Origin of the sequence: uncultured Methanobrevibacter sp. (assembly GCF_902784195.1) — an archaeon.
GTDB lineage: Archaea > Methanobacteriota > Methanobacteria > Methanobacteriales > Methanobacteriaceae > Methanobrevibacter.
This window is the reverse complement of the sequence record NZ_CACZTX010000006.1, coordinates 68,454-81,262: the sequence shown is the minus strand read 5'-3', so window position 1 is coordinate 81,262 and position 12,809 is coordinate 68,454. Positions and strand designations below refer to the sequence as shown.

At 33.7% G+C, this 12,809-nt stretch carries 8 protein-coding genes and 1 pseudogene; 8 read left to right on the top strand and 1 reads right to left on the bottom strand.

All coding sequences use genetic code 11. From position 1 onward, the window contains the following. Positions 1-17: 17 nt before the first annotated feature. Complete coding sequence (locus QZU90_RS05220) at positions 18-881, top strand: DUF4013 domain-containing protein (protein ID WP_295607962.1); 864 nt, start codon at positions 18-20, stop codon at positions 879-881. Positions 882-940: 59 nt separating this feature from the next. Further along, positions 941-1,750: a hypothetical protein gene (locus QZU90_RS05215; protein WP_295607965.1), complete on the top strand. Its 810-nt coding sequence runs from the start codon at positions 941-943 to the stop codon at positions 1,748-1,750. 140 nt (positions 1,751-1,890) lie between these two features. Here QZU90_RS05215 and QZU90_RS05210 read toward each other — a convergent pair whose 3' ends face one another. Further along, complete coding sequence (locus QZU90_RS05210) at positions 1,891-2,274, bottom strand: hypothetical protein (RefSeq protein ID WP_295607968.1); 384 nt, start codon at positions 2,272-2,274, stop codon at positions 1,891-1,893. A 129-nt stretch (positions 2,275-2,403) separates the two neighbouring features. On the opposite strand from QZU90_RS05210, the gene QZU90_RS05205 reads away from it, so the two are divergent. The 6 genes and pseudogenes from QZU90_RS05205 to lysS all read left to right on the top strand — a co-directional run bounded on the left by QZU90_RS05205 (position 2,404) and on the right by lysS (position 12,779). Continuing rightward, positions 2,404-3,207 carry a CPBP family intramembrane glutamic endopeptidase gene (locus QZU90_RS05205; protein WP_295607971.1) on the top strand — a complete coding sequence of 268 codons (804 nt, stop codon included), beginning with the start codon at positions 2,404-2,406 and terminating at the stop codon, positions 3,205-3,207. A 118-nt stretch (positions 3,208-3,325) separates the two neighbouring features. Further along, positions 3,326-3,931, top strand: a complete 606-nt coding sequence (locus tag QZU90_RS05200) for a site-2 protease family protein (protein WP_295607974.1) — start codon at positions 3,326-3,328, stop codon at positions 3,929-3,931. Positions 3,932-4,132: 201 nt separating this feature from the next. Next, positions 4,133-4,294, top strand: a complete 162-nt coding sequence (locus QZU90_RS05195; protein ID WP_295607977.1) for a preprotein translocase subunit Sec61beta — start codon at positions 4,133-4,135, stop codon at positions 4,292-4,294. A 373-nt stretch (positions 4,295-4,667) separates the two neighbouring features. Then, positions 4,668-8,081, top strand: coding sequence for a DNA polymerase II large subunit (gene polC, locus QZU90_RS05190; protein WP_295607980.1), 3,414 nt, complete (start codon positions 4,668-4,670; stop codon positions 8,079-8,081). A gap of 391 nt (positions 8,082-8,472) precedes the next feature. After that, positions 8,473-10,709: pseudogene (gene nrdD, locus QZU90_RS05185) on the top strand (anaerobic ribonucleoside-triphosphate reductase). A gap of 483 nt (positions 10,710-11,192) precedes the next feature. Next, positions 11,193-12,779 (top strand): lysine--tRNA ligase, encoded by a 1,587-nt coding sequence (lysS, locus tag QZU90_RS05180; protein ID WP_296855931.1) that lies wholly within the window; start codon positions 11,193-11,195, stop codon positions 12,777-12,779. Positions 12,780-12,809 lie beyond the last annotated feature (30 nt).

Here is a 12,809-nt window from a genome sequence, read left to right as displayed (position 1 = left end):
TCTTAATTGGTGATTTTATGGCTAGTATTACTGATGTAGTTAAGGAAGGATTGAAATATCCTTTTAATGATGGAAAAAAGGTTTTGATTTTAGGTATCATCTTCCTTGTTTCAAGTCTTGTCTCAATGGCAATGGAATTTTTGGTCTTTGACAATATGAGAATTTTAGCGAATGTGGCTCCTGTTGATACAGTTCAAGCAGCAATATCAGCTATGCCTCCAAGCAACATGGCTTTGATTGTCTTGTCATGGATTGTAACCTTTATATTGATGGTATTCGCTTCAGGATACATTTATGATGTTATCAAATATGGTATAGAAGGAAAATCTGAACTTCCAGAGTTCAGTGACATTAAAGGATTATTAGTGAAAGGTCTTCGTGCATTCGTTGTTGGTTTGGCTTATTCCATTTTGCCTATGATCCTTTTCTTCCTTGGATTGATGTTAACTGTAAACGAATCTGTAGGCGCTTCTGTAAATGCAATTGGTGCAATTGTATTGCTCATTGCTATCATATTTGCAATATTCGTTTCTTTAGTGAATGTAATGGCATTATGCAATATGGTTGATAAGGATGAACTTGCTGCAGCATTCAGATTTAAAGAGATTTTAGCTTTAATTAAAAATTTAGGATGGGGAAGATTCATAGGAATTTTACTCTTCACTGTTATTGCAATTATGATCATTTCCGTATTCTTTAGCTTTATATTTGGAGCTATTGCTGGAATTATCAGCATTATTGTGGGTTCAGCATTTGTAATGGCTTTAATCAACATGATTCTTAATTCATTGCTTATCAATCCATATGTCAGCATTGTAATAAGCAGGATTTATGGATCAATTTACAAAGAAGCAACTAAAACTGAATTAGAAACTATCTAAAAATGAGAAAATTAGAAACTATGGGTGATTTAACTAATAATTGTAAAATGGGTGATAAATTGAAAATTGATTCAAGAATTTTAGCAGGATTATCTGCACTCCTTGTTGTTGCAATAGCAATTTCAAGTGTTGGTGCAGTTGATTTGGTAAGCAATGGTATAGGCAGTGCTAACTTTGCAATTGACATTCCATCAGGCAGTGACTTTGCTGAAGAGGCAACAACTAACTTGAATGTTGGTGATGTGGCTATGAACATGGAAGTCTTTGCAAACCATGGGGACAATGCAAATGATGTAAATGCCATCATGTATTTGAAAGACGATTCTAAAGATCAAAGCATCATTTCAGATGTGATAAATGATTTGAAAAAGGATGCTCCTATCGTAGAAGAAAATGACAAGTATTTCATTGTAGAAACCAAAGATGCAAATAATTGGGATTTCTTTGATTTTGGCTTTGGAAATGACATTGACACCTTATGGAACTTTGCGACTGGAATCTTTTCAGATGATTCCAATGTGAATGTCACAACTGAAGATGCTGATGTACAGGTTTCTAAAGATGAAGGAATTCATATTGTTGGTGATGACAATAGTACAGTTTCATTAAACACTAATGGATTGGCGGTTTCAGATCCAAATGGCGATGATGTTTCCATTTCAACTGATGGCGTAAAGGTAAATGATTCAAACGGTGAAAATTCAGTAGATGCAAATGCTTCATTTGATGGGGATATTATTTCAAATATTGATAATGCAGACTATGCAATCTGCATTGAAAGTCCAGATAACAATCAGGTAATTGTAATTGCTGGTAATGATTTGGAATTATTAAAATCAATTGCAGAAACTGCTTCTTTTACTAATTAAAATCATTATTTTAGTTAGTTTTTATTTTTTCATTTTTTTATTTTTACTTTCTTTTTTTTGATTAGATTTATTTTATTTTAGTTTTTTTATTTTTTTAATATTTTAGTAATTTTCTATTTTTTATTTTAATTTTTCTATTTTTATTCTAAGTCAATCAACTCTTCAATTGACTTGTAGAGCTCTTCTAATACAGAATAAATCTTATCTCCAATGACTATTTTAGGTTCCATATTTGCTCCATAGCTATTGAGTTCTTTGGATTTGTAAACGATCTTTATGCTCCAAGTGAATCCTCCCTCTAAAGTGCAGGATTGATATTCCTCTTCTAGATCCCAAAGACCTATTTTTTCAACATCTTCCCAAAATTGAATCCACTTTTCACTGCTTATTCTTTTTATGTCAATCAATTCTGGATTTGGATTGTTTACCAAAAGAGAATTGTTCAATAGCTTAATGGATTTTGTTCCATTCAAATCGTGCTTGTAATTGATTTCAAATTCTTCGGGAATGTAGCTAATTGTCATGATTTTATACCTAAACCTTCTTATTATTTATTTAAAATATGTTCGTTTAAACTTATATATTATAAAACTAAAGATTTAAATAAATAAATATTATTTACATATTTACATGTTTTTAAAGGTGAACTTAATATGCTTCGATTAAATGATTTCTTAGATAGATTATCCATAATAAAGGTTTTATCTTTCTTTTTATTGATTATATTACTTCTTACCTTAATTCCTATGGTCTTAAAGATTCAGTTAGGAAGCTTATTTTTCAAATTCATATTGTATGGAATAATGCTACTGTTTTTTGCTTATGCATTGAATAATATCGATTTTGATGAAATCTCATTTAAAGATGCCTTAAGAAAGGAATATGATTCAATATTCAAGGTCTCTGACATTTATCACATCTCATTCATTGTGATTGCAAATATCCTATTTGTTTCCGCGGTGTATTTTATATTGAGATATTTAAGCAATTTGTCAATAATTAGCTTCAATTCTCCTCTTTTTGGAGATTTCAGAGCATTGGGCATTGCAATATTGGCTCTTTACTTTTTCACTGTAGTTATGCTCTCTCCGATTATAGAGGAGCTATTGTTTAGAGGATTGTTCTTAAGAAGATTCAATAAGGAATTGGATGTTACTTTAGCTATTTTGATTTCTTCAGTGTTGTTTGGTGTTTGCCATAACTTTGGAGGAATTTTAGGAGCTATACTATTCGGTATTTGCGTTTCAATTCTTTATATAAAGTCTAAAAACATATTGGTGCCAATATTTGCTCACTTTTTGAATAATCTCTTATCATTCCTTTTAGCATTAAGCGGAGTTGAATACTTGATTCAGTCCAATTTGATAATAATTATCTTGATAATCATTTTAGCCATTGTCTCTAATTTTGTATTGTTTAAGGCAATTTTCAGTGAATGGCCTAAAGATATGGAATAATATGATTATTTCTTTTGTTTTTTTTCATATTTTTTTTCAATTTCTTTTTCATTTATTTTTTTTTTCATTGATTTATATAATCATAAACTTTATATGACTATAAAATATAATTTAAGTTATGTTTAGATTTACAGGTAAAGAGATAAGAGATTTAATCATATCCTTTATAGTGATTGCTTTAGGATTTACCATTCTCTACTCCAATGGTGATTACAGCAATATAGGCTTGGTTTTCCCTATAGTTATGATTGGAGTGGGAGCAGGTTTCATTTTCCACGAATTAGGACATAAATTCGTAGCAATGCATTATGGATATTATGCTGAATATGAGTTATGGCCTACAGGACTCATTATTGCGTTGGTCAGTTCATTTTTCGGATTCATATTTGCAGCTCCTGGAGCAGTTGTTATTTATAGTAATGGTATGGAAAAGAAAACAAATGGAATCATTTCCATTGCAGGACCAATTGTAAATATCATTTTAGGTTTAATCTTCTTCCTTATTTTAGTATCTCTTGGGGATTTCGCATATACTGAAACTGGATATCTTGTCGGATTGACTTGCGTTCTTGGTACAAGAATCAATTTCTTCTTGGCAGCTTTCAACCTATTGCCGATACCTCCTTTAGATGGTTCTAAAGTAATGTCTTGGAGCATTCCTATTTGGTTGATTACATTTGCAATCGCTGCACTTTTAGTTTTAATCTTCGGAGGATTTTTATAATTCCTCTAAATTAGAATTTTTAGCTGAAAATTTTATAAACTAAAAGTTTTAATATAAGAAATGATAGAAATAGTTAATACTTATAAAATTTATATTAATATTATAGTGTATTGATATAGTATATTGATGCTTAATTAATTAATCAAATTTAAAATTCAATAAAAAAATTCAAATTTATTCAATTATTTTAACGTGATATCTATGGCAAAAAAAGATAATAAAATCAGCATGCCTATGAGCGGGGCAGGTTTAGTAAGATATTTTGATGACGAAAGTGTAGGTCCAAAAATCGCTCCAGAAATAGTCATCGCACTTAGTGTAATTTTAGGAATCTTCTGTTTCATCTTAAGATTCTCTGTATAAACAAACTTTTAGAAAGTTTGATTAAACTTATTTTCACTAGTTGAGTATTTGCTCTACTAGTTTCTTTTTTTAATTTATTTACTTTATTTAATTTTTTCACTCAATTTAATTTATTCAATTCTATTTAATTCTATTTTTTTTAAATTATTCACTATTATTTTTTATATTTTTTCAGGATAGTTCTCAGGATATTTTTCATGATATTTCAATTTCATATTAGTTTTTATATGCTCTCTTAATATTTTTAAATATGATAAGGAATATAATAATATTAGAGAAAAAATAAGGAAAAAATTAAATCATTACTTCACTTATTTGTTAAATTATTAGTAAATTTTTAGTCAGATTATTATTTTTATTATCAGTGATTATAATGGATGCTGGAATGGATTATTTTGAAAGATTGGAAAGTGAAACTCTCAAGCTCTATGAGATAGCTAATGAGGCAAGATCCAAAGGGTTTGATGTTGAGTTAGAGACTGAAATTCCATTGGCAAAGGACTTAGCAGAGAGAGTGGAAGGGCTTGTAGGTCCTAAAGGTATTGCAAAACGTATCAAAGAATTGGAAAAGGATATGTCTAGGGAAGAGGTTGCATTTGAAATTGCTGCTGAAATCGCATCTCAGGAATCAAATGAAACAGGTGCTAAGCTTGAGGCTGAAAAACAGGCTTTTGCAGACCAAGGACTTAGAACCGCTTTAGCTATTTTAACAGAAGGGGTTGTAGCAGCTCCTTTGGAAGGGATTTCTGGAGTAAAGATCAAAAGCAATTCTGATGGAAGCAAGTATGTTGCTGTATATTTTGCAGGCCCTATTCGTAGTGCAGGAGGTACTGCAGCTGCTTTATCCGTTCTTTTAGGTGATAAGATACGTGTAGCTACTGGACTTGACATTTATAAACCTACTGATGATGAGATAGAAAGATATGTGGAAGAAGTTGAGCTTTACGAATCAGAAGTTACTAACTTGCAATACTCTCCAACCCCTGAAGAGGTTAGATTAGCTGCAAGAAGCATTCCAGTTGAAGTCAGCGGTGAGCCAACAGACCAAGTTGAAGTGTCTCACAGAGACTTGCCTCGTGTAGAGACCAATAACATTAGAGGTGGAGCACTTCTTGCGATGGTAGAGGGAGTTATTCAGAAATCCAAAAAGATCTTAAAATATGCTCACACACTTAACTTGGACAGTTGGGAATTTTTAGCTGAATATGCTAAAGGTGTAGGTTCCTCTAAGGAAGAAGAAGGTTCCCAATCTGATAGCGAGGAAATCGTTGAGGAAATTGATGACAATATCATTGATAAGGAGGAACTCTTTGAACACTCCAAATATGCTCATGATATCATCGGTGGAAGGCCTGTTTTAGGATATCCTTCTGAAAAGGGAGGATTCAGGCTTAGGTATGGCCGTTCAAGAAACACTGGTCTTGCAACCATGGGGGTTCACCCTGCAACAATGGAACTCTTGGAATTCTTGGCGGTTGGAACACAGCTCAAGATTGAAAGGCCTGGAAAAGGTAACTGTGTAGTACCTGTAGATTCTATTGAAGGTCCAACCGTTAAGTTGAAATCAGGTGAAGTCCGCAGATTGGATTCCATTGAAGATGCAAGAAAGGTTAAAGGAAAAGTTGTTGAAATCCTTTTTTTAGGAGATATGCTTGTTGCATTTGGTGAATTCCTAAGGAACAACCAGCCAATGTTAGGCGCTTGCTGGTGTGAGGAATGGTGGATTGAAACAATAAGAAATAGCGCAAAATACCAATCATTCACCGATGAGGAAAAAGAGGCATTCAATTTAAATTCATTGCAAACCAAGAAATTCACAGTCGAAGAAGCATTTAAAATCACTGAAGAGTTTAATGTGCCTTTGCATCCGGAATACACTTATTATTATAATGACATCTCCATTAAGGATTTAGTTGATTTAAGCCAGTGGTTGGATACTAAAAGAGACTACTTGGAAAATGGATATCTAAATGGAGAGGATTTAGAACTTGATTTATCATATCAAAAAAGAATTTTGGAAGTTATGGGCTTATGCCACAAGCTTCAGGATGGAAAAGTAATAATTGACAAGAATCATGGTTTTAGTTTACTTAAGACAATAAATGGAGATTATTCAAAATATCTTGCTGATGAGTATTACAAGATGAAAGTTGTTGACATCATCAATGAGAATATAGATTTCGAGATAAAGGATAAGGCTCCATGTTATATAGGTACAAGGGTTGGCCGTCCTGAAAAATCCAAGGAAAGATTGATGAGGCCGGCTCCTCATGTGCTCTTCCCTATTGGAAACAATGGTGGAAACAGACGTTTGGTTGCAGAAGCTGCCAAAAAGAAAAAGATTAAGGTGGAATTTGCAAGAAGGGAATGTACAAATCCTGATTGCAGATTAAGTTCATTCCAAGCCATTTGTCCACATTGCGGATCCCCTACTGTCATTGGGAAATCCGGCCAAAAAGATATTAATTTGGCCCATATGCTTTCCAAGGCTTCAAATAATGTGGGAGTTCGTAAAGTTGATGAAGTTAAAGGGGTTGTTGGATTAATTTCTGAAGATAAGCTCCCTGAACCTTTGGAAAAAGGTATCTTAAGGGCTAAAAATAATGTGTTCACATTTAAGGAAGGAACTATCCGTCATGACTCCACTGACTTGCCACTAACTCACTTTATTCCAAAAGAAATTGGAGTAACAGTTCCTAAATTATTGGAAATGGGATATACTAAAGACTGCTATGGTGAAGACATTGTTAGTGAAGACCAAATTATTGAACTTAAGGTTCAGGATATTGTAGTTTCCGATAATTGCGGTGAGTATTTGGTAGGTGTAGCTAATTTCGTTGATGATTTGCTTGAGAGATATTATGGAATGGAAAGGTTCTATAATGTAAAGGACAAATATGACTTGATTGGGCATCTTATTGCAGGTCTTGCTCCCCACACATCTGCAGGAGTATTGGGCCGTATTGTAGGGTTCACCAAGGCTTTAGGATGTTATGCTCACCCTTATTTCCATTCTGCAAAAAGGAGAAACTGTGACAGTGATGAGGATTCTGTGCTGTTGCTGTTGGATGCATTGATCAATTTCTCAAAATCATACTTGCCAAGCACTCGTGGAGGAAGTATGGATGCTCCTTTGGTTTTATCAACTCGTATAGACCCAGAGGAGATAGATGACGAATCCCATAACCTTGACATCTTTGAAAGATTCCCACTTGAATTCTTTGAAAGGTCTCAAGAACCTTTAAAGCCTGCTGACATGTTGGATTTGGTGGATAATGTTGCTAAGCATTTAGGTACTGACAGGCAGTATCACGATTTGATGTTTTCACATCACACTTCAAGCATTCATGCAGGGCCAAAAGTTTGCTTATACAAACGTTTAGGATCCATGAAGGAGAAGGTGGAAGCTCAAATCAATTTAGCTGAACTTATCCGGGCAGTTGACCAAAGGGGAGTTGTAGAGGGAGTATTGTCTTCTCACTTCTTGCCGGACATTATGGGAAATTCAAGAGCTTTCTCCAAGCAGAAGGTAAGATGCCCTAAATGCGGTGCTAAGTATAGGAGAATGCCTTTAACAGGTAAATGCAAATGTGGTGGGGACTTGATTCTCAGTGTTTCCAAGGGATCTGTAGTCAAGTATCTTGAAATTTCACAGAACCTTGTAAACAGGTATCCTGTATCCCACTATCTTGAGCAAAGATTGGAAATTCAGGAATTTGGTATTAATTCATTATTTGAAAGTGACAAATCCAAGCAAAGTTCATTGGATGTATTCTTTGGAAAATGATTAATTTGATATGGGTCTTTATTTGATTTTCATATTTGGATAGTGAATTTCACTGGATTCTTTAATTTTATTGTTTTTTAATTAAGGGTTTTCCTTAATTATTTTTAATTTTAAACAAGTTTTAAGTGTTTTCTAATTTTGAATATTGTCATAATAAATATTGTTCGTATAAAAACGAATGATTTATATACATCTTATAACATATATTATTTCGTGAAGTAACTAACATTTTGTATAGTTACTAACTTTCGTATAATTTCTAACGGATATTATACATGTAAGTACATAGTTATTAGTAATCACTTTGAAAGTTTTATCTAAATTTTCATGATTACATAATTATTAATTTAATTATTATTATTAGATTTTTATTTTAAATGAAGGTGTTAAAGTGGAAAAAGTCGATAATGTAGAAAACGATATTAGAAGAGCTAAAATCACCGTTAAGAAAAACAACGGTGTTTGTGAAGCTTTCAGTTATGAGAAATTGTTAAAGTCTTTAGTGATGGTAGATGCTCCATACTTTGAATCTGAAAGAATTGTTTCAACTGTTGTTGAAAACCTATACGATGGAATCAGCACTAAAGAGATCAAAAAGATTGTTTACGAATGCTTAGAAGAAGTAGATTCTGAATCAGCTAACAAATACTTAGCAAAAACTACTTTAAAAGTACGTTCTTCAAGAGATAAAATTGAACCATTCGACATGGCAAAAATTGCAAGTACCTTAGTTGAAGAAACCGGCGCTTCCCAAGAAACCGCTTTTGAAATTGCTACTGAAGTTTGGAAAGAACTCAAAAAACTCAATGTCGAATACCTTACCGCTCCAATGATTAGGGAAATCGTAAACACAAAACTTGTAGAATATGGATTAGAAGATTTAAGAAGCAGATACACTCGTTTAGGTATTCCTGTTTACAACATCACTTCCTTAATTGAAAACGGTTCAAGAGACAATGCAAACATGATGCATAACCCTGAATCCATTCACAAGTATGTTGCTGATGAAGCATTAAAACAATATGCACTCTTACACATGTTACCAGCTCACTTAGCAGATGCACACATGTCTGGTGACATTCACATTCACGACTTGGAATTCTTTGCTGGAAGACCATTGAACTGTCTCCAACATGATATAAGAGCATTCATTAAACATGGTCTTAAAGTTGACGGTACTGGAGATCACACTTCAGTTGCTGCACCTCCTTCCCATATGGAAACATTGATGAACCACACTGGTGAAATCATGTTAGCAGCACAGCAAAACATGTCTGGTGGACAAGCTATGTCCCTCTGGAACGTATTTGTTGCACCATTTGCAACAGGCAGAAGCTATGATGAAGTAAAACAATCCATTCAAATGTTAGTATACAACTTGAACATGGCTTATGCAGCAAGAGGTTCCCAAGTTCCATTTACAAGCATGCAATTAGAATTTGGAGTTCCAAAATTCTTGCAGGATGTAACTGCATACGGTCCAAAAGGACAAGTTGTAGGAACTTACGCTGACTTTGAGGATGAAACCAGATTTACACTTTACGTGAAGAGACCTTAAAAGGTGACTATGATGATGATTTACGTTTAGTTCATGAACTTTCTGCAAAATACGGTTCATCCTACTTTGTAAACATGTTACCTAAATACAGAGGTCAAATGGCTAACTATATGGGTTGCAGAACCTGTCTCCAAGACACCTGGACCGGTGACTGGGAACAAGACTGTTTAAGAACCGGTAACTTAGCTTACGTAACATTGAACTTACCAAGAATCGGATACCAATCCAGAGATGAAAACGATGTATTCGAATACTTAGACAACTACATGGATTTAGCTGTTGAAACCTTAATGATTAGAAGAAACCAAGGTCTTAACTGTTTAAACAACTTTGATATCTTACCATTCTTAGATCAAAAAGTTGATGGTGAAACCTATTACAGAATCCAAAACGCTACCTTGTCCTTTGGTTTCTGTGGTCTTAATGAAATGTTGCTTGCATTATTCGGTGAAGGTATCGAAAACCCTGATGCAAACAAATTCGGTATCAAATGTTTAGAATACATCAATGCAAGAGCAAAATCCTTACAAGAAGAAACTGGACTCAGATGGTCTGTATTGCAAACTCCTGCAGAATCCACTGCATACAGATTTGCAACCTTAGATAAAGAGCAATTCGGAGATAAAGCAATCTTACAAGGTGACAATGGAGCTAACTACTACACTAACTCCTCACATGTACCTGTAAACAGTGACATTTCCTTTGCAGACAAAGTCAAAATCGAAGGCAAATACCACAGCTTAACTCCTGGTGGACACATCTTCCATGCATTCATGGGTGAATCATACTCTGATCCTGATGCATTAATGAGCTTAACCAATAAGATTGCAAGAAAATCTGACATTGGTTTCTGGGCTTACAGTTCAGCATTCAGTTTCTGTTTACACTGTAAGACCTTAATGAAAGGATTAAGCAACAAATGTCCTTCCTGTGGTGAAACTGCTGATGTAGAATGGTATGACAGAATTACTGGTTACGTACAACAAGTAGGTCACGCTAAATCTGCAAACGGTGGTTGGAACGCAGGTAAACGTCAAGAATTAATCGACAGACGTAGATTCGAACAATAAGTTCAATCTACCTAATTGTTGATTTATTTGTTGATTGATCTTGAAGTTAATTTATTTTATTAATTAATTTCATAGGCATTGTTTTTTGCCTATTTTTTTAAATTTATTTTTATATAGAGCTTGGCTCTATTTTTCCACTTAATAGGGTTCTTATTTTAGAATCCTATTTACATCCTTTAATGGCTATTTTTATAAAATTTCTATAAATTTTTAAAAAATTTTCCAAATCTATTTTTATATAATTTTTATCATGATTTTTTTGATTAATTCAAATTTTCGTAATTAATTTTTTATAAGATGATAATAAAAATATATAATATAATAAATTATTAGGATATTTTTATTGGATATTTATATTGAATATTTATTATCAATAGTATCGAATTTATATTAATTTATTACTTCATTATGGCTTTCATATACGGTTTGGAATATAAAACTCATTAAATTGAAAGCAGCTTTTATAATTATTATGGTGAAACAATGAAACATTGGATTGAAAGAATCGCTGATGAATTAAATGAAATGGATGTAGAAAAACATGTCATAGCAAGTGGTACATCTATATCAGGTTCTATACATATTGGAAATTCTTGTGACGTATTCATTGCAAATGCTATTGGAAAAGCATTGCGTGAATTGGGAAATGATGCCGAAACCATCTGGATTGCAGATGACCATGACCCACTTAGAAAAGTTCCTTTCCCACTTCCTGAATCTTATGACCAATACCTTGGTATGCCATACTCTATGATTCCATGTCCTGAAGGATGTTGTAAAAACTTTGTAGAACACTTTGAAAAACCTTTATTCAAAGTTCTTGATGCTTATGGTATTGAAATAACTCCTAAATCTGGTTTTGAAATGTATAAGGATGGATCTTATCTTGAATCAATCAGAATCTCCCTTGAAAAGCACAATGAAATCAAAGCCATTTTTGACCAATACAGAAGAGAGCCACTCGCAGACCACTGGTTGCCATACAACCCAATCTGTGAAAAATGTGGAAGAGTAAACACCACCGAAGCATATGACTTCGATGGAGACATTGTAAAATACAGATGTGAATGCGGTCACGATGGTGAAATGGACATTAAATCAGGTAACGGTAAACTTACTTGGAGAGTTGAATGGGCAGCAAGATGGAAAATCTTCGGAACCACTTGTGAACCATTCGGAAAAGACCATGCAGCAGCTGGTGGATCTTACGATGTAAGTAGCGTAATCTCTGAAGAGATCTTTGATTACCCAGCACCATATCCAGTTCCATACGAATGGATCACATTAGATGGTGAAGCAATGAGTAAATCTCATGGTGTATTCTTCACTCCAGAACAATGGTTGGAAATCGGACCTGCAGAAAGTCTTAACTATTACTTATTCAGAAGCAAACCAATGAAATCCAAAGACTTCTCTCCAAAAATGCCATGGTTAGACTTCATGGACACCTTTGATAAGGTTGAAAGGGTATTCTACGGTGAGGAAGAAGCTCCATCTGAAAAAGAAGGAAGAAAATTCAAAAGCATCTATAAAAACGCTCAAATCAAGGCTGATGCTCCTTTACCATTCAGACCTCCTTTCAGATTCTTGGTAAATGCTTATCAAATTGTTGGAGAAAAGGACCTTGAAAAGATCTTTGGAATTTTGAAAAAGAATTCACAATTAACCAAAAGCTTTAAGGATAAGGACTTCTGTGACTTAAGCGAACTTGAATTGGCTCAATATGATGAAAGAGTGGATAATGTAATCGTTTGGTTAGACAAATATGCTCCTAAATTCGTCAAGTTCCAAGTTCAATACGATTCCATTCCAAAATTGCCTCTTCCAGATGATCAAATTGCATTCTTGAAAGACCTTGCTGATTTGATGGAAGAAAAAGAGTTCTCATCTGCTGAAGAATTGCATGATGCTATGTATGAAGTTTTAGAAAGCCATGGATTAAAACCGCAAAAAGCTTTCCAAGCTATCTATAAAATGATTCTTGGTCAAAAACAAGGACCAAGAGCAGCTTCATTCTTACTCTCTTTAGATAAGGACTTTGTTGTTAAAAGGTTAAGACAAGAAGCTTAGCCCAGCTTTTCCAGGCCTTCGGCCTGCAAA

Bases quoted from the DNA above. Each gene is read 5' to 3' on its own strand.
- QZU90_RS05220 (WP_295607962.1), top strand. From the start codon at position 18: ATGGCTAGTATTACTGATGTAGTTAAGGAAGGATTGAAATATCCTTTT.
- QZU90_RS05210 (WP_295607968.1), bottom strand. From the start codon at position 2,274: ATGACAATTAGCTACATTCCCGAAGAATTTGAAATCAATTACAAGCAC.
- QZU90_RS05205 (WP_295607971.1), top strand. From the start codon at position 2,404: ATGCTTCGATTAAATGATTTCTTAGATAGATTATCCATAATAAAGGTT.
- QZU90_RS05200 (WP_295607974.1), top strand. From the start codon at position 3,326: ATGTTTAGATTTACAGGTAAAGAGATAAGAGATTTAATCATATCCTTT.
- QZU90_RS05195 (WP_295607977.1), top strand. From the start codon at position 4,133: ATGGCAAAAAAAGATAATAAAATCAGCATGCCTATGAGCGGGGCAGGT.
- polC (WP_295607980.1), top strand. From the start codon at position 4,668: ATGGATGCTGGAATGGATTATTTTGAAAGATTGGAAAGTGAAACTCTC.
- lysS (WP_296855931.1), top strand. From the start codon at position 11,193: ATGAAACATTGGATTGAAAGAATCGCTGATGAATTAAATGAAATGGAT.